This window comes from Methylophaga sp. (assembly GCF_009711715.1).
In the GTDB taxonomy this organism is placed as follows: Bacteria; Pseudomonadota; Gammaproteobacteria; order Nitrosococcales; family Methylophagaceae; genus Methylophaga.
This window is the reverse complement of record NZ_VENF01000003.1, coordinates 175,450-196,682: the sequence shown is the minus strand read 5'-3', so window position 1 is coordinate 196,682 and position 21,233 is coordinate 175,450. Positions and strand designations below refer to the sequence as shown.

General features: G+C 52.2%; 22 protein-coding genes. 14 read left to right on the top strand and 8 right to left on the bottom strand.

The genetic code is table 11. From position 1 onward, the window contains the following. Positions 1-265: 265 nt before the first annotated feature. The 3 genes from FH755_RS02440 to der are packed head-to-tail and all read left to right on the top strand — an operon-like array spanning position 266 to position 3,484. Positions 266-907 (top strand): tetratricopeptide repeat protein, encoded by a 642-nt coding sequence (locus tag FH755_RS02440; RefSeq protein WP_292438313.1) that lies wholly within the window; start codon positions 266-268, stop codon positions 905-907. After that, positions 897-2,066 carry an outer membrane protein assembly factor BamB gene (gene bamB / locus FH755_RS02435; protein WP_292438311.1) on the top strand — a complete coding sequence of 390 codons (1,170 nt, stop codon included), beginning with the start codon at positions 897-899 and terminating at the stop codon, positions 2,064-2,066. The genes FH755_RS02440 and bamB overlap by 11 nt, the downstream gene beginning before the upstream one ends. A gap of 2 nt (positions 2,067-2,068) precedes the next feature. Further along, positions 2,069-3,484, top strand: a complete 1,416-nt coding sequence (gene der / locus FH755_RS02430; protein ID WP_292438309.1) for a ribosome biogenesis GTPase Der — start codon at positions 2,069-2,071, stop codon at positions 3,482-3,484. 11 nt (positions 3,485-3,495) lie between these two features. On the opposite strand, the gene FH755_RS02425 is transcribed toward der, so the two are convergent. After that, positions 3,496-3,840, bottom strand: a complete 345-nt coding sequence (locus tag FH755_RS02425) for a hypothetical protein (RefSeq protein ID WP_292438308.1) — start codon at positions 3,838-3,840, stop codon at positions 3,496-3,498. A gap of 114 nt (positions 3,841-3,954) precedes the next feature. Here FH755_RS02425 and FH755_RS02420 point away from each other — a divergent pair, with 114 nt between their 5' ends. The 6 genes from FH755_RS02420 to fabB all read left to right on the top strand — a co-directional run bounded on the left by FH755_RS02420 (position 3,955) and on the right by fabB (position 11,472). Next, a complete protein-coding gene (locus tag FH755_RS02420; protein WP_292438306.1) occupies positions 3,955-6,135 on the top strand; it encodes a type I secretion system permease/ATPase in 2,181 nt (726 codons plus the stop codon). Between the two features lie 4 nt (positions 6,136-6,139). Next, positions 6,140-7,471, top strand: a complete 1,332-nt coding sequence (locus tag FH755_RS02415) for an HlyD family type I secretion periplasmic adaptor subunit (protein WP_292438304.1) — start codon at positions 6,140-6,142, stop codon at positions 7,469-7,471. Positions 7,472-7,488: 17 nt separating this feature from the next. Continuing rightward, entirely contained in the window at positions 7,489-8,139 is a 651-nt protein-coding gene (locus FH755_RS02410) for a response regulator transcription factor (protein ID WP_292438302.1), read from the top strand. Positions 8,140-8,271: 132 nt separating this feature from the next. Further along, positions 8,272-9,588, top strand: a complete 1,317-nt coding sequence (locus FH755_RS02405; RefSeq protein ID WP_292438300.1) for a TolC family outer membrane protein — start codon at positions 8,272-8,274, stop codon at positions 9,586-9,588. Between the two features lie 141 nt (positions 9,589-9,729). Next, positions 9,730-10,245, top strand: a complete 516-nt coding sequence (fabA, locus tag FH755_RS02400; protein WP_266237365.1) for a 3-hydroxyacyl-[acyl-carrier-protein] dehydratase FabA — start codon at positions 9,730-9,732, stop codon at positions 10,243-10,245. 9 nt (positions 10,246-10,254) lie between these two features. Further along, positions 10,255-11,472 (top strand): beta-ketoacyl-ACP synthase I, encoded by a 1,218-nt coding sequence (gene fabB / locus FH755_RS02395; protein WP_292438351.1) that lies wholly within the window; start codon positions 10,255-10,257, stop codon positions 11,470-11,472. A gap of 28 nt (positions 11,473-11,500) precedes the next feature. Here fabB and FH755_RS02390 read toward each other — a convergent pair whose 3' ends face one another. Continuing rightward, positions 11,501-11,677: a hypothetical protein gene (locus FH755_RS02390; protein WP_292438297.1), complete on the bottom strand. Its 177-nt coding sequence runs from the start codon at positions 11,675-11,677 to the stop codon at positions 11,501-11,503. Positions 11,678-11,727: 50 nt separating this feature from the next. Between FH755_RS02390 and FH755_RS02385 the strand changes: the two genes are divergently transcribed. Genes FH755_RS02385 through FH755_RS02365 form a run of 5 tightly spaced genes read left to right on the top strand, consistent with a single transcriptional unit; the run spans position 11,728 to position 15,735 of the window. Beyond that, positions 11,728-12,492, top strand: coding sequence for an alpha/beta fold hydrolase (locus FH755_RS02385; RefSeq protein WP_292438295.1), 765 nt, complete (start codon positions 11,728-11,730; stop codon positions 12,490-12,492). Further along, a complete protein-coding gene (locus FH755_RS02380) occupies positions 12,485-12,835 on the top strand; it encodes a nucleotide pyrophosphohydrolase (protein ID WP_292438293.1) in 351 nt (116 codons plus the stop codon). Before FH755_RS02385 ends, FH755_RS02380 begins: the two co-directional genes overlap by 8 nt. Positions 12,836-12,892: 57 nt before the next feature. Next, positions 12,893-13,750 carry a formyltetrahydrofolate deformylase gene (gene purU, locus FH755_RS02375; protein ID WP_292438291.1) on the top strand — a complete coding sequence of 286 codons (858 nt, stop codon included), beginning with the start codon at positions 12,893-12,895 and terminating at the stop codon, positions 13,748-13,750. 20 nt (positions 13,751-13,770) lie between these two features. Next, positions 13,771-14,964 carry an alanine--glyoxylate aminotransferase family protein gene (locus FH755_RS02370; protein WP_292438289.1) on the top strand — a complete coding sequence of 398 codons (1,194 nt, stop codon included), beginning with the start codon at positions 13,771-13,773 and terminating at the stop codon, positions 14,962-14,964. A 9-nt stretch (positions 14,965-14,973) separates the two neighbouring features. Then, the gene (locus FH755_RS02365; RefSeq protein WP_292438286.1) at positions 14,974-15,735 is read left to right on the top strand and encodes an SDR family oxidoreductase; all 762 of its coding nucleotides are present in this window, start codon (positions 14,974-14,976) and stop codon (positions 15,733-15,735) included. A gap of 36 nt (positions 15,736-15,771) precedes the next feature. On the opposite strand, the gene FH755_RS02360 is transcribed toward FH755_RS02365, so the two are convergent. From FH755_RS02360 to dapD, 6 genes are all read right to left on the bottom strand, one after another. Further along, a complete protein-coding gene (locus tag FH755_RS02360; protein WP_292438284.1) occupies positions 15,772-16,116 on the bottom strand; it encodes a DUF4870 domain-containing protein in 345 nt (114 codons plus the stop codon). Between the two features lie 109 nt (positions 16,117-16,225). Then, on the bottom strand, positions 16,226-18,364 hold the full coding sequence (locus tag FH755_RS02355) for a TonB-dependent receptor (protein ID WP_292438282.1): 2,139 nt from the start codon (positions 18,362-18,364) through the stop codon (positions 16,226-16,228). Positions 18,365-18,518: 154 nt separating this feature from the next. After that, complete coding sequence (locus FH755_RS02350; protein WP_292438280.1) at positions 18,519-18,758, bottom strand: hypothetical protein; 240 nt, start codon at positions 18,756-18,758, stop codon at positions 18,519-18,521. A gap of 59 nt (positions 18,759-18,817) precedes the next feature. Further along, positions 18,818-19,948, bottom strand: coding sequence for a succinyl-diaminopimelate desuccinylase (gene dapE, locus FH755_RS02345; RefSeq protein ID WP_292438278.1), 1,131 nt, complete (start codon positions 19,946-19,948; stop codon positions 18,818-18,820). A gap of 2 nt (positions 19,949-19,950) precedes the next feature. Then, on the bottom strand, positions 19,951-20,322 hold the full coding sequence (locus FH755_RS02340; RefSeq protein ID WP_292438276.1) for an ArsC family reductase: 372 nt from the start codon (positions 20,320-20,322) through the stop codon (positions 19,951-19,953). A gap of 80 nt (positions 20,323-20,402) precedes the next feature. Next, positions 20,403-21,224, bottom strand: coding sequence for a 2,3,4,5-tetrahydropyridine-2,6-dicarboxylate N-succinyltransferase (gene dapD, locus FH755_RS02335; RefSeq protein ID WP_292438274.1), 822 nt, complete (start codon positions 21,222-21,224; stop codon positions 20,403-20,405). Positions 21,225-21,233 lie beyond the last annotated feature (9 nt).

The window sequence follows — 21,233 nt, the reverse complement described above, 5'->3', positions numbered from 1 at the left end:
CCTGTCCTTCTTTTGTTATGGGTAGAGCACCAAAATAGCAAGAGTTGCACCAAAATAGACAAGCTATATAAATCAATAACCTACGAAGTTGATGCGCAAAACTTGTGCGGCAGGATGCCTTTTTGTGGTGCGGTCAGTGCTTTTTCCGCACCATCCGGGTGCGTTGTTAATCATTTGCAGACAAGATCCACAAGCTGTCAAGAAAAACGTATAATCTCAGGTTTTGAATAAACTGGTCTGCGAATAGACAGCGCGAGGAGAAAGCATGGATATCTATGCATCTGATGAAGAAAAAGCAGAAGCGATAAAACAATGGTGGCGCGATAACGGACGCTCAGTCATTGCCGGCATCATACTCGGCCTGGCAGCGATTTTCGGTTTCCGTTACTGGATGAACTATCAGCAGGTGCAGACTCAGCAGGCCGCAGTCATTTATCAACAGGCCTCTATCCAGTTGTCTCAGTCGCAGGCGGCAGATGCTGAGCGCATGGTTGAGACGCTGATGCAGGACTATGCCTCCACTGCCTATGCCGTTTTCGCTGCTCTGGAAATGGCGCAAAGCAAGCTTTCCCAGGGCGAGGCTGATGCTGCCGCAAATTATTTGAACTGGGTGAAAGAGGAAGCCAAACTGCAAAGCCACCGTGAGTTGGCGACACTGCGTCTGGCCAGGGTCTATCTCAGCCAGGATAAACTGGATGAGGCATTGAGCCTGATTGCTGAAACTGACTCACAGGCGTTCAGTTCCCTGTTTGCTGAACTTGAAGGTGATATCAAACTGGCTCAGGGTGACAGCAGTGCGGCTTATACTGCCTACCAGCAGGCACTGACTCAGCTTACACCGGGCGAGCCAAGACAATCCCTGATAGAAATCAAACTTGATGATGTGGCGAAAGCGAATGAAGGTTAAACATTTCTTTCCATTATGGTTATTGCCGCTGTCACTGCTGCTGACAGGCTGCAGTGCTGTCGAATATCTTTTTGTTGAGGACGTTTACGAAGCCCCGCCGAGTGAACTGACTGAATTTACGCCGGAGTTTGAACCAAAAGTTATCTGGGACAATCAGGCTGGTGATGGCGCCGATGAAACCGGCAATCAACTGGCTGCTGCCTGGCACGATGGCCAGGTGTTCGCAGTCGATTACGAAGGGGAAGTCAGTGCATTTAATGCTGAAACTGGCCGTCGTTTGTGGGAAACCGAACTGGATCTGCCGGTTGTGACTGGTGCCGGTGGCGGATTGAACATGGCCATTATCGGTACTAAAAACGCCCAAGTCGTGGCCCTGACTGCAGAAAACGGCGAGGAACTGTGGCGCACCCGGCTGACCAGTGAAGTACTGGCACCACCCACCGCCGCTGAGGGAGTCGTCGTGGCCAGAACAGCAGACGGACGGGTCAGCGGTTTGTCATCAGAATCCGGCGAAGTGCTGTGGTCATATCAACGCGCCGTGCCGCTACTGAGCCTTCGCGGTGCCGGGGCGCCGGTCATTGCTGACGGTCGGGTGATTGCCGGATATGACAACGGCAAACTCGTCGCCTTGTCGATTACTGACGGCAGTGTCATCTGGGAAAAAAGCATTGCCGTGCCCAGTGGTCGTACCGAACTGGATCGCCTGGTCGATATTGATGCCGATCCGGTTATTATCAATGAAACAGTCTATGTTGTTACCTACCAGGGCAATGTGGCCGGTGTAGACCTGGCGACAGGCCAGGTTTACTGGTCACGTGAAATGTCATCTCAGGCCGGACTTGATGCAGTCCCGGGAGAAGCGGTTTATGTGACCGATGATGAGGGCAATGTCTGGTCCGTACAGGATGGCAGCGGCGATGCGCTGTGGCGACAGACCCGGCTTGTACGCCGTCAGGTGACTGGCCCGGCAGTAGCGGGTGATTATGTGGTGGTGGGGGATTTTGAAGGTTATCTGCACTGGATTGCACGCAATGATGGTCGTTTTGTCGCCAGACAGCAGATTGCTGACAGCGCCATCGTAAGCAAACCTTTTGTTCGTGACGGCAAGCTTTATGCCACAGCTGCTGATGGCACTGTTGTCGCTGTACAGGTACCCTGACTTTGAAACCCGTTATTGCTCTGGTAGGCCGACCCAATGTTGGCAAATCGACCCTGTTCAACCGGCTGACCCGCAGCCGTGATGCACTGGTCGCTGATTTTGCCGGTCTGACTCGTGACCGTATTTACGGTACGGTACGTGAGGAAGGTCTCGACTTTATTCTGATTGATACCGGCGGTCTGACTGATCAGTCTGACAATATGGCAGATCTGATGCGAAAACAGGCTCAGTTGGCTATTGATGAAGCAGACCTGGTGCTGTTTGTCGTCGATGGCCGTGCCGGACTGATGCCGGCAGATCATGATATTGCGCAACAGCTGCGCAACCAGGGAAAGCCAATCGCTCTGGTCATCAACAAAACTGAAGGCGAACAGCGGGAACTGGTCGCAGCCGAATTCTATGCGCTGGGTGTCGGTGAGCCTGTAGTGATTTCAGCCACGCAGGGGCGGGGTATTACTGCCGTGTTTGATGAGATCAGATCGGCAGTGCCGGAAGCGACGGTCGTTGAGCTGAGTGAAGAAGAACTGACTGAGCCCGAAGACCAGATTGACGATATTCGGCTGGCCGTATTGGGGCGTCCTAATGTAGGTAAGTCGACACTGATCAATCGACTGCTGGGCGAGGAGAGGGTCGTGGCCTTTGATGAGCCTGGCACTACCCGCGACAGTATTCACATCCCGTTTGAGAAAGATGGCGTTAAATACACGCTGATTGATACAGCCGGTGTCAGACGCCGCTCCAAGGTTTCGGAAAAGCTGGAAAAGTTCAGCGTGCTCAAAACGCTGCAGGCACTGGAAGACGCCAATGTGGTGCTGCTGGTACTTGATGCTCATGAAGGCATCGTTGAGCAGGATCTGCATCTGGCCGGACTGATCGTTGAAAGTGGGCGGGCTGTCGTTTTGGCAGTCAATAAATGGGATGGCCTGGAAAAGAGTGAACGGGAGTGGGTGGCTGCCAATGTGGAGCGACGTCTGCCTTTCATGAATTTTGCCAAAACCCACTTTATTTCGGCGCTGCACGGCAGTGGAGTCGGCTTATTGTTAAAGACGGTCCGACAGGCTTATCAGTCTGCGATGACCAAGGTCCCGACCTCGCGTCTGACGCGGGTGCTGGAGGATGCGGTTGCAGACCATCCGCCACCACTGGTGAGAGGGCGTCGGATCAAATTCCGCTATGCTCACCTGGGGGGCAAGAACCCGCCAAGAATCATTATTCATGGTAATCAGACCGAAGCGACTCCGAACAGCTACAAGCGTTATCTGGAAAATACTTTCAGGGAAGTACTGAAGCTGCAGGGTACGCCGGTGATGATTGAATTTAAAACCAGCGATAATCCCTTCCGCGACAGAAAGCCGAAACCGGCCGAGCATACTGAGAAGAAGTCACAAAGACCGCCAAGACGCAGTCGAAAACACTAGTGTTCCGGGCATCAGAGGATGCCCTGATCATCTCCCATTAGATTATCCAAATCATTCAAATGGCCCCGGATTTTTTCCCGGTTGGCCAGTTTTTCGCGGGCAGCAGCGGGCAGGTCGGTAAATAAAATGACCTCTTTATCTATCAGCGTATTAATCAGGTCCTCCAGCACCCTGACCAGGGCCATATCAGATACTGTAAGCGCAGCACGGGCGGCCTCTACATCAGCATTGTCTGATTGAGTCAGAAATGCGATAAGTTCAGCAGATTCAATCGAAAGATACTCATCTGCACCGGCATCTGGTGAATCAAACACTGCGATGATTTTTCCCTGCTCATCTCGCTTTACATAGGCCATGATCTGTGCTCCGGCTGTCGCTTTAAAGTCTGAAATTTAATGTATAGTGGGCTTTACAGTAAAACAAAAAACTGTGAAACTCATCAAATTATTTAGATCCCAGCTAAGAAACAGATGAAAACGGAGCAAATCATCGACGTGAATAAGCAAACGCAATGGGAGGCAGAGGAAAGCCACCGTAGTTTTGACGATCCATTGCTGGGATGTCTGACCTTACTCTCCAAGTTCCTTAATAAACCCCATAGCCCCGAGTCACTGACGGCGGGCCTGCCTCTGGTCGATAACCGGCTTACCCCTCGCTTGTTCTCACGCGCAGCTGAACGGGCCGGACTGTCTTCTAAAGTGGTCAAACGGTCGCTGAGTAAAATTTCCAACCTGGTGCTGCCAGCCGTGTTGATACTGGAAGGCAGTAATGCCTGCATCCTGCTGGAAATCAAAGGCAAACGGGCGCGGGTAATTTTTCCGGAAACCGGTGAGGGCGAGTCAGAACTCAGCGTCAAGGAGCTGGAAGACGCCTACACCGGCTATGCGATTTTTATCAAGCCGGTTCATCATTTCGATAAGCGCACCGAATACACTACGATACCTCGTGCGTCACATTGGTTCTGGGGCACCATCATGCGCTTCTGGCCGATATACAGTGAGGTATTCATTGCCTCGATTCTGGTCAACAGCTTTGCCCTGGCTTCCCCCCTGTTCATCATGAATGTCTATGACCGTGTCGTGCCCAATCATGCGACAGAAACGCTGTGGGTGCTGGCAATCGGCGTCGCCACCGTCTTTGTGTTTGAACTGCTGCTGCGAACGCTGAGGGCCTACTTTATAGATATGGCCGGCAAACGTGCTGATGTGATGCTGTCGTCGACGATTTTTGAAAAAGTGATGGCCGTTAAAATGGCAGCACGCTCCAACTCTGTGGGGTCGTTTGCCAACAGCATGCAGGAGTTTGAGTCATTCCGTGACTTTTTCACCTCAGCGACATTGACCACACTGATTGATTTACCCTTTGCGTTCCTGTTCATCGCTGTTATCTGGATGATAGCCGGACCGGTTGCCTATATTCCGCTGGCAGTGATCCCGCTGACCATCCTGGTCAGTCTGATCATTCAAATCCCGCTGGGCCGCACCATACAACACCTGTTTCGACATTCGGGACAGCGTAGTTCAACTTTGATTGAAACCCTGACCGGACTTGAAACTATCAAAAGTATTGGTGCCGAGACCCCGATCCAGCGTAAATGGGAACAGACAGTCGGCTTTATGACCAAGTACAGTCAGCGTGCCCGTTTGCTGTCGTCCAGTGCAGTCAACTTCACTTCCTTTTTGCAGCAGATGGCGACCATCGCCGTGGTGGTCTATGGCGTCTACCTGATCACCGAGAATGAAATCACGATGGGGGCGCTGATTGCTGCCACCATTCTGACTGGTCGCGCACTGGCACCAATGGCGCAACTGGCCGGGATTCTGACCCGTTATCATCAGTCCAAAGCCGCCTTGCAGTCATTGAACTCGCTGATGAATCTGCCGGTGGAGCGGCCTTCCGGTCGTGAATTTCTGCATCGCCCTGAATTCAAAGGTGGTGTTGAATTTAAAAAAGTTACTTTCCGTTACCCTAACCAGCCGATGGACGCCTTGTCGGAAGTTTCTTTTACGATAAAGCCGGGTGAAAAAGTGGCTTTCATCGGTCGTATCGGCTCCGGCAAGAGCACAATAGAAAAACTCATCCTCGGATTGTATGAACCTGACGACGGCGCCATATTGCTGGATGGTACGGATATACGTCAGGTCGATCCGGTCGATTTGCGGCGTAGTATCGGCTACGCGCCTCAGGATGTGGTGCTGTTCTTCGGCAGCATCCGCGACAATATTACGATGGTTGCCCCATTTGCCGATGATGCTGCGGTATTGAAAGCGGCTGATGTGGCTGGGGTTACCGAGTTTGTAAACCGTCATCCGTCTGGCTTTGATATGCCGGTTGGAGAACGCGGCGAGGGACTGTCGGGTGGTCAGAGGCAGAGTGTGGCTGTAGCGCGGGCATTGTTGATGGACCCACCGGTAGTAGTACTGGATGAACCGACCAACGCCATGGATAACAGCACAGAGGAACGCTTCAAGGCCAAGCTCTCCGAAGAGCTGGAAGACAAAACATTACTGCTGGTCACGCATAAAGCTTCCCTGCTAAGCCTGGTAGATAGAATCATTGTGATGGATCAGGGTCATCTGGTAGCCGATGGTCCACGGGATCAAATTCTGGCGGCACTGAAAAAAGGCCATATCAAGGTATCGAAAGGATAAACGCATGGCCTGGTTCAAACGCACCAACCCCGAAGATATTGAGTTTATGTCCGAAGTCAGTGCGGCGACGATGGAAGGCTCGCCCCGCACCGGTCACTCTTTGCTCATTCTGACCGCTTTGTTTTTTGTTTGTGCTATCTGGTGGGCGAATCAGACTGAACTGGATGAAGTCACCCGCGGTGAAGGTAAAGTCATTCCATCAAGTAAAATTCAAATAGTACAGAATCTTGAAGGCGGTATCCTCTCCGAGGTGCTGGTTTCAGAAGGTGAAATCGTTGACAAGGGTGATGTGTTGGTCAAGATCGACGACACCCGTTTTTCATCTTCCTTTATGGAAAGCAAGTTGAAATACTGGGAGCTTTTGGCACGAGCTTCAAGACTCAAAGCAGAAGCTGACGGAAAAGAACTGGAACTGCCAGAACAACTAGTGGTTGAGCGGCCGGCACTCGCGGCTGCAGAACGTCGGCTCTACGAGACGCGTCAGCGTGAGTTGCAGAGTAATATTGATGTACTGGAGCAGCAGGCCCGTCAGCGGCAGCAGGAACTGGCCGAAAATCAGGCCAAGTTGAATAAGTTGACCACCAGTTACGAGCTCAGCAAACAGGAGCTCGAAATGTCTGAGCCATTGGTATCGGTCGGGGTGATATCCGAAGTTGAAGTCCTGCGTCTTAAACGTACGGTCAATGATTTGCGTGGCGAAATGGAAACAACCAGACTGGCAATCCCCCGTATCCGTTCCAGTCTGTCAGAAGTCAGGGAGAAAATTGAAGACGTCAAAGTGCGGTTTCAATCTGAGTCTTCCTCTCAATTGAGTGAAGTTCAGGCTGAACTGAGTCGAACCGAGACAACGATTACATCAGCCAAGGACCGTGTCAGCCGCACACAAGTGAGAGCGCCGGTAAGAGGCAAGATCAATCGTCTGATGATTAACACCGTGGGTGGGGTAATTCAGCCCGGTGAGGATATTGTGGAAATCGTTCCGCTGGATGACAGCCTGTTAATCGAAGCCCACATCCGCCCCTCTGATATTGCTTTTCTTCGTCCCGGCCAGAAGGCGATGATTAAGTTTACCGCTTATGACTTTTCAATCTATGGCGGTCTGCCGGCAACATTGGAGCGGATAAGCGCTGATACGATTACCAACGAGGAAGATGAAAGTTTTTACCTGATTTATTTGCGTACGGAAAAGAACTATATTGACAGTAGCAAGGGTCAGCTGGAGATCATTCCGGGTATGACCGTGACGGTCGATATACTGACAGGCAAGAAAACAGTATTGGATTATTTACTGAAACCAATTCTGAAGGCCAAAAATGAGGCGCTCCGCGAGCGTTGATGGACGGAATCATCACAATGAATGAGACAACCATGACACAGACCCGCCTGTTTGCCGTGATACCTGAAAAAAGTAGGCTGAAAGCAATCGAGCAGGCACTGCCGGAAGTTTACGACTTTAACGCTTTCGATGATCTGGATGACATGCTGCTTGCTGCAGGCGATGATGCCCCTGCCATTATTCTGTGTCATCAATCCTTATTTGAAGGTGACTATAATCATCAACTGACGTCGTTGACACAGCAGTATGCCGGGAGCCGTGTAATGATTATCGGGCCACCCCGGCCGATGGCAATACAGATTACTGCCCTGAAGCAGGGCGCCCGGGGCTATTTCAATGATGATTTACCACTGGAAAAACTGCATGATGCCATGCAGTTGATACTGAATGGCGAAGTCTGGGTTGAGCGTCACGTCATTGCCGGTCTTATCGACGAGCTGACACACAAACCGAAAATAAGTGACGCGCAGCGTCAGGCCCTGGAAACACTGTCTCCGAAGGAGATGGAGGTGGCGAATCTGGTCAGCCATGGCGCCACCAATAAAATGATCGCAAGGCAGATGAATATTACTGAACGCACCGTCAAAGCACATCTGACGGCGATATTCCAGAAAATGAATTTGCCCGATCGTTTGTCCCTTGCAATATTATTTCGTGATCTGCGTTAAGGATTCTATTGCGGGACAGCTTGTGTTGTAATACAGTTGCTTATGAGTACAACTTAAAACAATTTTGGACGTTTTATTCGTGATGCCTGAGGGGCCGCCGAAAGCATCACATCCACAGATAGGATCAGCAATATGAAACCTTTAGCTATCGTCATCCCCTTATGCATCTCGGTTGGCATTGCTAACGCCGATACGCTGCAGCAAGCAGTGGATGCAACCGTAAAAACCAATCCTGATGTTCTCGCGGCCACCCATGAACGTCAGGCAGTCTCCAAAGAAATCGATCAAGCTCGAGCGGGCTACTACCCCACACTGGACCTGGCAGTCGGTACCGGTTGGGAAATGACCGACAATCCAAGTACGCGGGCTTCCGGCAGAGGTGAAGTCCACCTCAACCGCGATGAAGCCAGCCTTAACCTCAGACAGATGCTGTTTGATGGTTTTGAGACCAGTAACGAAGTTGACCGACAACAGGCCAGAACCAATTCCCGTGCTTTCGGCGTTTACAGCGCAGCAGAAAATACCGGCCTGGAAGCAGTTGAAGCTTACCTCAATGTGCTTCGTCGCCAGAAGCTGGTTGAACTGGCACAAACAAATCTGGAAGCGCATCAGCGTACCCATGATCAAATCATGCTCAGGGCTGAACGCGGTGTTGGTCGTAAAGCCGATATGGATCAGAGCCTGGGTCGTCTCGCATTAGCCGAAGCGAACCTGCAGTCAGAACAAAGTAATCTGAGAGATGCTGAAACGGCTTATTTGCGTGTTGTCGGTATGCCGCCGTCTTCACTGAGCAAGCCAGATTCGCCGATTACCATGATTCCGGCCAGTGTTGATGAAGCCATTGCGCAGGCCATAGAAAATCATCCGACGCTACGCCTGGCTAGCTATGACGTTGAATCCGCTCAGGAACAGCATGCGACGGCCAAGGCGCCTTTCTACCCGGACCTGCACTTTGAACTCGGCACCCGGGCTGATCATGATATTGATGGTCAGGAAGGTAAGGACAAAGACATCACTGCGATGCTGCGGCTACGTTACAATCTCTACAATGGTGGTCGAGACAGTGCCCGCCGTGAAGAAACCGCATTTCTGATTAATCAGGCAGCGGAAATTCGCAATAACACGCATCGTCAGGTTGAAGAGAGTGTGCGCCTGTCCTGGAATGCCTGGCAGACACTGAGAGCACAGATGCCGGCTCGTGAGCAGCACGTGCAATCAAGTGAAAAAGCGCGTGATGCCTATCAACAACAGTTCAGCCTCGGCCAGCGGACATTGCTTGACTTGCTGGACTCTGAAAACGAGGTGTTCAGAGCCCGCACTGCACTGGCCAATACCCAGTATGATGAAATGTATGCGATGTATCGCATTCTCAACAGCATGGGTATGTTGCTGCAAGGTCTGGATGTGGAAGTGCCGGAAGCTGCGACAACGGTCGCCGCCAACCAATAAAACCGGCGTATTTTTTCAAAGATAAAGCCACGACAAAATGTCGTGGCTTTTTTTTAGTGGCGTGAAAGCCAGTTTTTTTCTGGTTTGGAAACGTTCGTGCTATCATACGATGCCCTATTGGCGGGTTATTTAAGAGAGTTCATGAGTAAGCAATCATCATTTACCTACGAAGAATTATTGCAATGCGGACACGGACAGATGTTTGGTCCCGGCAATGCCCAGTTACCCATTCCAAATATGTTAATGATGGACCGCATTACTCATATCTCCAACACCGGCGGAGCATATGGCAAAGGGGAAATCATCGCGGAACTGGATATACACCCTGATCTGTGGTTTTTTGCCTGTCATTTCCCCGGTGATCCGGTCATGCCCGGCTGCCTTGGTCTGGACGCCATGTGGCAACTGGTCGGTTTTTTCCTCGCCTGGGACGGTAATCCCGGCAGAGGCCGCGCTTTGGGGTCGGGAGAAGTCAAATTCACCGGCCAGGTGTTGCCGACAGCCAAAAAGGTGACCTACCGGATTGATCTTAAACGGGTGATCGCACGCAAGCTTGTTCTTGCTATTGCAGATGGTACAGTATCGGTTGATGGTCGCGAGATTTATGTGGCCAAAGACCTGCGTGTCGGTTTGTTTACCTCCACAGATGATTTTTAGGATTTAATGATGAGACGTGTTGTTGTCACAGGACTGGGTATCACATCCTGTCTGGGGCTGGATGCCGCGACGGTCACTGAATCCCTGCGTCAAGGTCGCTCCGGCATTCGTTTCAAGCAGGATTATGCCGATATGGGTTTCCGTAGCCATGTCGCCGGGACGATTGATATCGATTTCAAGGAATTCATCGATCGCAAGACCCTGCGTTTTATGGGCGACGCGGCAGCCTACAGTTACATAGCCATGCAGCAGGCCATTGACGATGCCGGTCTGAAAGAAGATCAGATTTCCAATATCCGCACCGGCCTGATCATGGGCTCCGGCGGTGCTTCATCATCGAACCAGGTTGAGGCGGCTGATATTCTGCGTGAAAAAGGGCTCAAGCGTATTGGGCCTTATCGCGTGACCCAGGTTATGGGTAGTACTACTTCAGCCTGTCTGGCAACGCCATTCAAAATCAAAGGCGTTAACTACTCAATGTCCTCCGCCTGTGCCACCAGTGCCCATTGTATCGGCACAGCGATGGAGCAGATCCAGCTTGGCAAACAGGACATAGTCTTCGCCGGCGGCGGTGAAGAAGAACACTGGTCGATGAGTTCTTTGTTTGATGCGATGGGCGCTTTGTCGACCAAATATAATGACACGCCGGAAAAAGCCTCACGCGCCTATGACGCTGATCGTGATGGTTTTGTTATTGCCGGCGGTGGCGGGGTTATCGTGCTGGAAGAGTACGAACATGCCAAAGCCCGTGGGGCTAAAATCTATGCCGAACTGACCGGTTACGGTGCCACCTCGGATGGTTACGATATGGTCGCTCCGTCAGGTGAAGGTGCGGAGCGCTGTATGCAACTGGCGATGTCTACGGCCCGCGGTAAAGTCCAGTATATCAATGCCCACGGCACCTCGACCCCGGTAGGAGACCTGGCGGAGCTGGGCGCGATTAAACGCACCTTCGGTGATGCCATCCCGCATGTGGGCTCAACCAAGTCACTGTCAGGCCACTCTCTCGGTGCTGCCGGTGTGCAGGAAGCGATCTATAGCCTGTTGATGCTGGAAAATGATTTCCTGGCCGCTTCTGCCAACATCGAAACCCTGGATCCGGAAGCAGAGGGCATGCCTATTCTGCGCGAACGGATCGATAATGCTGGCCTGACGTCGGTAATGTCGAACAGTTTCGGTTTCGGCGGTACCAATGCCTGCCTGGTATTTGAAAAGCTCGAAGATTAATGAAAAAGCCACCTCGCGGTGGCTTTTTTTATGCTTCCAGATCGGCGTCGGTCACCGGCCCACGCTTGCCGGCCACGGCTTCCTGAATCAGCGTGATGAGCTTTTGTTTCTTGTCAGGATCGTCCAGGTATTTCGAGCTGAAGGTTATACCGAACTTGTCTGAATATTGCTTGACCAGCATCACCAGAATTGCTTCGTCTTCCACGTTATACTCCCGTTAAATAATTCAACATTATATCTTTCAAGCAGCACGCCATGAAATTGCAATACCAAGACACCGGCGAGGGACATCCCTTACTGATTATCCACGGCCTGTTCGGTTCTTCCGATAACTGGCGTAGCATGGCCAGATATTTTTCCCGGTTTTACCGTGTTATCAGTGTCGATCTGCGTAACCATGGCCGCTCTCCTCACAGTGATGTTCAGGACTTCAGCAGCATGGCGGCGGATATTGAACAGTTGTGCGGTGATTTGGGTCTGCACAAGCTGCATCTGCTGGGGCACTCGCTGGGAGGTAAGGTGGCCATGCAATTTGCGGCCGAGCAATCTGCCTGGATCGATAAACTGGTCGTGGTCGATATCGCGCCACGGCGCTACTTCAGTGAACACACGCCGCTGATGGATGCGATGCTGGCGCTGGATCTGAAAAGCCTGGACTCACGGGCGGCGGTGGATGAAGCCTTAGCGGACAAGGTCAGGGATAAGAGTGTTCGCCAGTTTCTGCTGATGAACCTGCAGGCCGATGACGACGGGCTTTACTGGCGAATTAATCTGCCGGCATTGAAAGCCAATTATCAGCAATTGATGGCCCCGGTGTGCGAGGATAAGACAGTGTCTGCCAGCAGCCTCTTTGTCTACGGTGCCCAGTCAGACTATGTCACAGAAGAAGACAGAAGCCTGATTAAACGGCATTTTCCGCAGGCGCAATTCCAGGCCATCGAGAAAGCGGGACACTGGGTACATGCCGAACGGCCCCAACAGTTCAAACAAGTCGTTGAGGACTTCTTACGCCATGATTGAAAAAAGCTTACTGCAGGAACTGATTCAGTTTCGCAAGGAGCGCGACTGGGAGCAGTTTCATAACCCCAAGGATATTGCGATTTCTTTATCTATCGAAGCGGCAGAACTGCTGGAGTGGTTCCAGTGGCGTAACAAGCAGGAAGTCAGTGAAATGCTGGCCTCAGATAAACGTGAGAAGCTGGAAGATGAGATTGCGGATGTCGCTGTTTATCTGAGTTACCTCTGCCATGATCTGGGTATAGATCTGAATCAGGTGGTGAAAAACAAGATGATCAAGAATGCGGCCAAGTATCCCAAAGACAGAGTCAAAGGCCGTGCTGATAAGTACAACGAGTATGAATAATCAGGTAGGATTTGGCATTTGGCAAAGCGGCCTTGCCGCCTTTATGGAAAGACTGAAATGAGCGCGATTGTTTTCCTGGTTCAATGCCCCGACCGCAAGGGACTGGTGGCGGGCATCACCGGGTTTTTTGCCCAACGTGAGTTTAATATTCTGCATTGTCAGCAGTACACCGATGTCGAGAACGGCCAGTACTTTATGCGAATCAGGCTGGAGGACGAGGGGCAGATGCCAGCGGCGCAGCTTGAGAGCGAGTTTGAACAGTTTGCCCGGCCAATGAACCTGACCTGGTCGGTTCGATACAGCACGAAACCCTACCGCGTGGCTCTGATGGTCACCCGTGCCTCCCACTGCGGTTATGATTTGTTGCTTCGAGAGCTGGAAGGCGAACTCAAATGTGAGATTCCACTGATCATCGGTAATCATGCTGATCTGGAATATATGGCGCGTCAGTTCGACAAGCCTTTCTATCATCTGCCCATCACGAAAGATACCAAAGCGCAGCAGGAAGCGGAAATCAAGAAGCTGCTGAAAGAATACCAGATCGATTTGGTCGTGATGGCGCGTTATAGGCAGCTCCTGTCGGAACAGTTTGTTAAGGAATTCGCCGGCCGTGTCATTAATATCCATCATGGCTTTCTGCCTGCCTTCCAGGGGGCGAGGCCGTATCATCAGGCCTATGATCGTGGCGTTAAACTGATTGGTGCGACCGCGCACTATGCGACGGCAGAGCTTGATGAAGGCCCGATTATTGAGCAGGATGTAGAAAGAGTCATGCACGACAACAGCCCGGAAGATCTGGTCATGATCGGTAAAGATATCGAAAGACTGGTGTTGGCCAGAGCGGTAAAAGCGCATATCGAGCACCGTATTATTATCAGCGGTCGCAGAACCATCGTCTTTTCCGAGGGCGCCTGATATAAGCTGAAGAGGCATCTATGACCACAGCCAAGTCATTTTATCCACCACAACGCACCCTGATGGGGCCCGGTCCGTCTGACGTCAACCCGCGCATCCTGCAAGCGCTGGCCCGCCCGACCATCGGACATCTGGATCCGGCTTTTATCGGCATGATGAATGAAATGAAGCATCTGCTTCAGTATGCCTTTCAGACAGATAATCCACTGACCTTCCCGGTATCAGCTCCGGGATCAGCCGGTATGGAAACCTGTTTTGCCAACCTGCTCGAGCCGGGGGATACGGCGATTGTTTGTCAGAACGGTGTATTTGGCGGCCGCATGAAAGAAAATGTCGAGCGCTGTGGTGCCACGTCGGTGATGGTCGAAAATGAGTGGGGCAGGCCGGTATCACTGGATAAGCTGGCTGATGCACTGGAAGCCCATCCTGAAGCCAGGCTGGTGGCTTTTGTCCATGCTGAGACGTCAACCGGTGCCCGATCTGATGCCGAGTCGATTGCCAAACTGGCGCGGAAACATGACTGTCTGACGATCATGGATACGGTGACATCGCTGGGCGGTATCCCCGTAAAAATCGATGAGTGGGGTATCGATGCAGTCTATTCGGGGAGCCAGAAATGCCTGTCATGTACGCCGGGCCTGGCGCCGGTGAGTTTCAGTGAAAAAGCAGCTGAAGTCATCAGAAACCGCAAAAGCAAAGTTCAGTCCTGGTTTCTGGATTTGAACCTGGTGATGGGCTACTGGGGTGAGGGCAGTAAGCGGGCTTATCATCATACGGCACCGATTAATGCGCTGTATGGTCTTCACGAAGCACTGCTGATGCTGCGGGAAGAAGGACTGGAAGCGGCCTGGGCACGACATCGGCTGCACCATCATGCACTGAAAGCCGGTATCGAAGCGATGGGCATGAATTTCCTGGTCGAGGAAACCTATCGTCTGCCGCAACTGAATTCGGTAACAATTCCCGCCGGGGTCGATGACGCTGCCGTGCGCAGTCATCTGCTGAATGACTATCAGCTTGAAATTGGTGCTGGCCTCGGTGCCATGGCAGGCCGGGTCTGGCGCATCGGTCTGATGGGCCATTCAGCGAATAAGAAAAATGTGCTCTTGTGTCTGGGCGCGCTGGATAATGTGCTCTGCAGTATGGGCGTCGAAATTAATCAGGGCGCTGCCGTGGCTGCGGCCAATGTTATTTATCATAATGAGGAAAACTGAGGATCCGTGATGAGTACATCTCCTGTCATCATGATTACCGGTGCCACTTCCGGTTTCGGTGAAGCCTGTGCCCGGCTATTTGCCGACAAGGGCTGGCGGCTGATTATCACCGGTCGCAGACAGCAGCGGCTGGATGAATTGCAACAGGCACTGGGCGGTGCAGAAAAAACCCATACCTGTTGTTTCGATGTCAGTGACAGACAAGCGGTGGAGCAGGCTTTTTCCAGCTTGCCCCGATCATTCAGTCAGATCGATGTGTTGATCAATAATGCCGGACTGGCGCTGGGGCTGGAGCCTGCCCATGAAACCCGGCTTGATGACTGGGAAAGCATGGTGGATACCAATATCAAGGGCCTGCTTTATTGTACCCGGTCAGTATTACCGAATATGGTCGAACGCAAGGCGGGTTACATTATCAATATCGGCTCGGTAGCCGGCAACTGGCCTTACCCCGGCGGCAATGTCTATTGTGGCACCAAGGCCTTTGTTCGTCAGTTTTCACTGGCAGTCAGAGCCGATCTGCTGGGCAGCAATGTCAGGGTGACGAATATTGAGCCGGGCAATGCCGAAACCGAGTTTTCGCTGGTGCGTTTCAAGGATGACAAAAGCCGTGCTGACAAAGTCTACGAGGGTACCGTTGCCCTGCGCGCTGAGGATGTTGCCAATACCGTCTGGTGGCTGGTGAATACGCCGGAACATGTCAATGTGACTACAATGGAACTGATGCCCACTCATGAAGCGAATGGGCCGATGTCTTTTCACCGGGAATAAAATACCGCGCCGAAGCGCGGTGTTTTCAAACTCTGGCTAGGAGAAAAGCCAGGTTGTCGGGTTGGGATAAGCCTGGTTCTGGTCCAGATACTTCATACCTTTAACGCAGCGGACGATAACCCAGATCACCCAGAACAGCAAGATAAAATAACCGACCACTGCCATCGCCAGGATGACGCCGATAAACAGATACAGCAAACCAATCCAGAAGGTTCGGATCTGGAACTGATAATGTGTCTGCAACCAGGCCGGTGCATCGTCTTTGTTTACATAAGCGATAATGACGCCGATGATGCCCAGAAACTGAATAAAGATATTGACCAGAAACAGCAGATAGACAATCTTGGCTGTATTCTGACTGTTTTGCTCTTTATCTGCCATGCCCATTTCCTTGTGTTGGAATCATCCACTAATCTAGCAAATTTGCAGCGCTGATGCCTGAGTGCTTAACTGCAGCCGCCGACCGGCGGCTGCAGCTTTACCCGGTTTATCAGCCGCCGAAATCAAAGCGAATACCGGTCATCACAGTGCGACCGATGATTGGTGCTTCATCCTTGAGGAAGCTTTGATGACGACGACCATCCTCATTGAGCAGGTTGCGGCCCTGAACAAATACCTCGGCGCCTTTCAGGCTGTCAGGTGCCCAACTGGCATTCAATGACAGCAGGTCGTAGCCATCGGTATCTGATTCAAGTGCTGAGCTTTTGCTCTGTCTGAACACATGGCGGTAATCCACACTGAGCGACCAGTCCTGGTAGGCAGTATCGACGCCAAAGCCCAGTCTCCCCGGACTGATTCGCGGCAGGTTGTCACCATTATCCAGCTTGGCACGGACATAATCGCCGGACAGGCGCAGGGTGACCGGTACGGCACCCTGTTTCACATCCCAGGCAGCGGTGAATTCAGCACCATAGAAGCGGGCATCATCCTGCTGGTTGAAAACCAGGGTATCACCGTCAATCATGACCGGATTGCCGGTGCCGTCATCGCGTGAGGCCAGATAGATAAAGTCCTGCACATAGTTATAGAACAGGGTGGTATCAAAACGGAAAGCCCCGGCATGACGATCCAGACCGATTTCAAAGTTGGTGTAAGTCTCTTCATCCAGACCGGTATCACCGACTTCAACCGTGCCGGAAGCAGCATGTGCACCAAAGGCATACAGCTGTTCAGCAGATGGTGCCCGTTCAGAACGGGTGACGGCCAGACGCAGGTGATGATTTTCATCCAGATCAATAATTGAACCGGCTGAGAGACTGAACGGGGTGAAGCTGCGGCTACCCAGATTGGCTTCCTGATGCAGTTCTTCACCGCTTGGCAGATCGATATGACGTTCTTCATCGAGCGTGACCGGATCAGAACGAACATGATCCACCCGGGCCGCAAATTCGAGTCGGCCGAAGTCGGTCGGTAATTCTTCCAGTGCAAATACACCCATTGAACGGGTGTCATTATCTCGGATATAGAAACCATCGCCACCATGTCCGCCATGACCATGCCCGGCACCCTCGGCACCGAACTCACGGTTATTCAACTGCAGACCGATCACACCCTGCCATAGCCCGATAGGGTTATGAACCAGTTCCAGACGGGCTTCTGTCTCGTCGTTGGTGAATTCGGTTTCCACACCACGTTCTTCCAGTTCACCATTAAAGAATTCACTCCCGACTTCCTGCTGGTTGAACTCGGTATGAGCGAGTTTCAGCCGGGCAGTGCTGAAGCCCGGCAGCGGGTTGTTCAATTCGCTACGGAAATCGACGCGATCGTAATCGGCATGAATACGCTCCTGTTCCTCTTCACCTTCACCCAGGAAGACTTCAGGAATACCGTAATCCGTGCGCCAGCGGCTATAACCCAGGCCGGCATGGCCCCAGTCTCCTTTGTACAGGCCGGTTACCGAGAAGCTATCACTGACAGCGTCACTGTTCTGCAGGGTATCTTTGTCACCACTTGTCTGACCGATTTGCTGGTAACCATCGATATCAAAATCGTGGCTGCGACGCAGACCGTAATCAGTGCGTAATACAAAGTTGTCAGTAACCGGTAGTTCAAGGCCGATGTTGCCCTGGCGCTCATTGCCGTTATAACCATAGCCCAGCTGTCCATTGACGCGGGGCGCGTCGCCGAATTCGGGATCAAAACGGCCACTCTTGACATTGATGACACCGCCGGCGGCACCGCTGCCAAACAACAGGGTGGCAGGGCCGCGGAAGACTTCGATTTGCTCGGCGCGACCCGGATCAATGGCGACAGTGTGATCACCGCCTTCACCTGAGACATCGACTGTTTTCAGACCGTCTTCCAGGACCTGAACCCGTGAGCCCTGCAGGCCGCGGACTACCGGGCGACCAACACCGGGACCGAAATCAGAGTTGGAAACGCCCGGCACGCTATTCAGAGTTTCACCCAAAGTGGCGGCACGGTGTTTATCCAACTCTTCATCAGCCAGTACAGTGACTGGAAAGATAAGCTCATCAGCGGTTCGGGCACCCAGCGGATCGGCGGTGACCGTCAGACTGGGAATTTCAACCGGTTTTTCGGTTTGATGGTCTGAAGCCGCGAAAACGCTGGCTGGCAGGGTAGCAACGATTGCACTGATCAGCAGTGCAGACTGTTTTTTCTGGAACATGTTTTTTCCTCATACACACGTCCCGCTGATCATTGGTTCAGTAATTAGGCAACGCTGGCTCGATAAGCGCGGCGGCCGTTACTGAATTACCATCACAGACGGGGCAGATCGCCATTTCAATGCGACGACCTCAATTCAACAAAAGGGCGGTGTTTCAGGAAAAAACAGGTGGGGCGCGGATAGCGTGTTGTTGGCGATTGGTTGCCGGCAGTTGAAACGCATAGACAGGCGATTCAAAAACGATGCTTTCTGTCTGCAGGCTGACCGTCAGGGCAGGCGTGATGTCGGCAACAGGAAGATGATTAATCGCATTTAAGCGTTCACACTGGACTTCAGCAGTGTGGAAGGGATGTTCGGCATCATGCCAGACGGCAAACGACTGCAGCAGCAGCACGATCGCTGCCAGCGCAAAAATAGTGTGTCGATTGAGATGTCTGTTGAACACGATGATATTTACTTGATAAGTAACCGAGACAGCAAAGTCTCATAAATTTCCGACAAAGTGTCAAGATCAGCGACAGAGACACATTCATCAATCTGGTGAATGGTGGCATTGAGCGGACCCAGTTCTATGACCTGGGTACCGGTCGGTGCAATAAAGCGGCCGTCTGAGGTGCCACCGGAGGTTGAGAGGGTTGTTTCGTAACCGGTGACGGCTTTGACAGCATGCTGCACTGCTTCCAGTAATTCACCGCTGGCAGTACGGAACGGTTTACCGGAAAGCTCCCACTTCAGCTCATAGTCCAGCTGATGCTTGTTCAGCACCGCTTCTACCCGGCTTTGCAGTTCCTCATGAGTGACTTCAGTGGAGAAACGGAAATTAAATACCATCTCGGCGGTACCGGGGATCACATTGGTCGCACCGGTGCCGGAATTGAGGTTGGACACCTGAAAGCTGGTAGGCGGAAAGTCGGCATTGCCCTGATCCCATTCAATGTTGCAGAGCTCGGTTAAGGCCGGTGCCAGCAGATGAATCGGGTTTAAAGCCAGATGCGGATAGGCGATATGACCCTGTTTACCCTTGACGGACAGTCTGCCGTTCAAAGAGCCGCGGCGGCCATTTTTAACAATATCCCCGACTTTTTCCGTGCTGGAGGGTTCACCGACCAGACACCAGTCAATGTTTTCACCACGGCTTTGCAGGGTTTCAATGACTCTAACGGTACCGTTCACCGCCGGACCTTCCTCATCACTGGTGATGAGAAAAGCGATACTGCCCTCATGCTCCGGGTGTTGGCTGACAAAACGCTCACAGGCGGTGACCATGGCAGCGATACTGCCTTTCATATCGGCAGCGCCGCGTCCAAATAACATACCGTCAACGACTTCAGCCTCGAAGGGCGGATGAGTCCATTTATCCAATGGGCCTGTTGGGACCACGTCGGTGTGGCCGGCAAAGGCAATGACCGGGCCACTGTTGCCACGACGCAGCCACAGGTTCTCGACCTCTTCAAAATACATGTGCTCGGCTTTGAAACCCAACGGTGCGAGGCGATCTGACAGCAGAATCTGACAGCCTTTATCTTCCGGCGTAACGCTGTCGCGGCGAATCAGTTCCTGGGTCAGTGCGAGAGTATCAGACATCGTTATTTCCCGAATTTGTCGGCAAAGTCAGCTTCTTTGAAGCCCACTGTACAGCCATTGTCAGACGCAACAACGGGTCTTTTAATCAGCGTCGGATTAGCCAGCATTAATGCTACAGCAGTCGACTGATCGAGATTGTCTTTACGTGGATCGTCAAGCTTGCGCCAGGTGGTGCCGCGCTTGTTCAGCAGGGTTTCCCAGTCAACCGATTGCAGCCAGTGATGAATCGTGGCCTCGTCCAGCCCATCCTGACGAAAATCATGAAACTGGTAGTGGACGCCATGCTCATCGAGCCAGCGTCGCGCTTTTTTCACTGTATCGCAGTTTTTGATGCCGTAAACAATCATAGATTCTTTTTTATTTAGTCTCCTCACCCTGCCTCTCCAGGGAGTGGAGAGGCAAGAGTGATTTCCTACCTGTGGAAGGAATTAAGAGCCTGTTGAAAGACGATGAATTAAATATCGCGCAACAATTCGTTGATACCCACTTTACCACGGGTTTTCTCATCGACCTGTTTGACGATCACCGCGCAGTAGAGGCTGTAGCTGCCATCTTTGGATGGCAGATTACCGGATACTACAACCGAACCGGCAGGTATGCGGCCATAGGTGATTTCACCGGTCATGCGGTTGAAAATCTTGGTGCTCTGGCCGATGTAAACGCCCATGGAAATTACAGAGCCCTCTTCCACCACGACGCCTTCCACGACTTCAGAACGGGCACCGATAAAGCAGTTGTCCTCGATAATGGTCGGACCGGCCTGCAGCGGTTCCAGCACACCACCGATACCAACGCCGCCAGACAGATGCACGTTTTTACCGATCTGGGCACAGCTGCCGACGGTGGCCCAGGTATCGACCATGGTGCCGGAGTCGACATAGGCGCCGATATTAACGTAAGACGGCATCAGTACAACGCCCGGCGCAATATAGGAACCACGACGCACAGCGGCGGGCGGGACAACACGGACCCCGGCCTTATTGAAATCGGCTTCAGAGAAGTTGGCGAATTTGGGTTCGACTTTATCGAAGTATTGGGTTTCGCCGCCGGCCATCGGATGGTTGTCGTTCAGACGGAATGACAGCAGTACGGCTTTTTTCAGCCACTGGTTGACGACCCAGTCACCATTTTGTTTTTCAGCCACCCGGGCGCTGCCGTTGTCCAGCATAGCTAGCGCTTCATTGACCGCATTACGGACATCGCTGTCAGCATTGGCAGGGTTGATTTCAGCACGGCGCTCGAACGCCTCTTCGATAATATTCTGAATATCGCTCATGAGGTTCTC

Excerpts from the sequence above, each read along its gene's own strand:
- FH755_RS02440 (WP_292438313.1), top strand. The coding sequence starts at position 266 with ATGGATATCTATGCATCTGATGAAGAAAAAGCAGAAGCGATAAAACAA.
- bamB (WP_292438311.1), top strand. The coding sequence starts at position 897 with ATGAAGGTTAAACATTTCTTTCCATTATGGTTATTGCCGCTGTCACTG.
- FH755_RS02425 (WP_292438308.1), bottom strand. The coding sequence starts at position 3,840 with ATGGCCTATGTAAAGCGAGATGAGCAGGGAAAAATCATCGCAGTGTTT.
- FH755_RS02420 (WP_292438306.1), top strand. The coding sequence starts at position 3,955 with ATGAAAACGGAGCAAATCATCGACGTGAATAAGCAAACGCAATGGGAG.
- FH755_RS02415 (WP_292438304.1), top strand. The coding sequence starts at position 6,140 with ATGGCCTGGTTCAAACGCACCAACCCCGAAGATATTGAGTTTATGTCC.
- FH755_RS02410 (WP_292438302.1), top strand. The coding sequence starts at position 7,489 with ATGAATGAGACAACCATGACACAGACCCGCCTGTTTGCCGTGATACCT.
- FH755_RS02405 (WP_292438300.1), top strand. The coding sequence starts at position 8,272 with ATGAAACCTTTAGCTATCGTCATCCCCTTATGCATCTCGGTTGGCATT.
- fabA (WP_266237365.1), top strand. The coding sequence starts at position 9,730 with ATGAGTAAGCAATCATCATTTACCTACGAAGAATTATTGCAATGCGGA.
- fabB (WP_292438351.1), top strand. The coding sequence starts at position 10,255 with ATGAGACGTGTTGTTGTCACAGGACTGGGTATCACATCCTGTCTGGGG.
- FH755_RS02385 (WP_292438295.1), top strand. The coding sequence starts at position 11,728 with ATGAAATTGCAATACCAAGACACCGGCGAGGGACATCCCTTACTGATT.
- FH755_RS02380 (WP_292438293.1), top strand. The coding sequence starts at position 12,485 with ATGATTGAAAAAAGCTTACTGCAGGAACTGATTCAGTTTCGCAAGGAG.
- purU (WP_292438291.1), top strand. The coding sequence starts at position 12,893 with ATGAGCGCGATTGTTTTCCTGGTTCAATGCCCCGACCGCAAGGGACTG.
- FH755_RS02370 (WP_292438289.1), top strand. The coding sequence starts at position 13,771 with ATGACCACAGCCAAGTCATTTTATCCACCACAACGCACCCTGATGGGG.
- FH755_RS02365 (WP_292438286.1), top strand. The coding sequence starts at position 14,974 with ATGAGTACATCTCCTGTCATCATGATTACCGGTGCCACTTCCGGTTTC.
- FH755_RS02360 (WP_292438284.1), bottom strand. The coding sequence starts at position 16,116 with ATGGCAGATAAAGAGCAAAACAGTCAGAATACAGCCAAGATTGTCTAT.
- FH755_RS02355 (WP_292438282.1), bottom strand. The coding sequence starts at position 18,364 with ATGTTCCAGAAAAAACAGTCTGCACTGCTGATCAGTGCAATCGTTGCT.
- dapE (WP_292438278.1), bottom strand. The coding sequence starts at position 19,948 with ATGTCTGATACTCTCGCACTGACCCAGGAACTGATTCGCCGCGACAGC.
- dapD (WP_292438274.1), bottom strand. The coding sequence starts at position 21,224 with ATGAGCGATATTCAGAATATTATCGAAGAGGCGTTCGAGCGCCGTGCT.